Origin of the sequence: Vibrio sp. TRT 17S01, from assembly GCF_050113695.1 — a bacterium.
GTDB lineage: Bacteria > Pseudomonadota > Gammaproteobacteria > Enterobacterales > Vibrionaceae > Vibrio.
Genome location: NZ_JBNJOG010000067.1, coordinates 1 through 718, shown reverse-complemented (window position 1 = coordinate 718; position 718 = coordinate 1). Strand labels below are relative to the sequence as shown.

The 718-nt window shown below is 41.6% G+C and carries 1 protein-coding gene; it reads left to right on the top strand.

What is annotated here, in order from left to right; all coding sequences use genetic code 11:
- The first annotated feature begins 96 nt into the window (after positions 1-96).
- A complete protein-coding gene (locus ACQEXS_RS22500; protein ID WP_114322099.1) occupies positions 97-531 on the top strand; it encodes a GNAT family N-acetyltransferase in 435 nt (144 codons plus the stop codon).
- Positions 532-718: the final 187 nt, after the last annotated feature.

The window sequence follows — 718 nt, the reverse complement described above, 5'->3', positions numbered from 1 at the left end:
ACTTCAGTTTTAGTGTTTATGGCACAATGCTTTAGGTTTGGGTGGAGGCGTTGTTCACCCCTTAATTGGGCGTTATGTGTAGCCAGAGGGAAAGGCATGGAAGTACAGCTCAAAATCGGTAGTGATCCCTTATTCGCGGAGTCTTTAACCAAGACAAATATGGCAAGCTACTATCTAAGTCGTGGGATTATCTGGGATCACAATCAGTTTCTAAATAGTTGGGAAGAACTAGAAAACTACGAGATTCACCTAGACCAAACTCGTGTAGGTGTTCTTCGTTTTAGCTATAGTGGCGAAACGACCTTTCTGAGAGACTTTCAACTTTTACCGGAGTTTCAAGGTAATGGAGTTGGGACTAAGTGCCTTGATCTAGTTGTAAGGCATGCACTCAGTCGTCAATCCACTAAGATAGTTCTACGTGTGTTTAGTGAGAACCCAGCGATCAATCTGTATGAGTCCAAAGGCTTTGTTAGAACATCTGAAGTCAAAGGGCTGGTGGAAATGGAAGTCCCTTTAAGTTCAAACACATAACAATAAATTTAAGAGTGATTCACAACGCTCGGCGCTCTCACTTCAAGTGAGTTCAGTGTTTATGGCACAATGCTTTAGCTAAGGTGTAAGCGTTGTTCACACCTTAATTTGGCGTTATACGATGGAGGAAATATGAAGTTACCAATAGTTCTCTCAATATTATTAGCGATTTTAGCAGCAGCTTCGA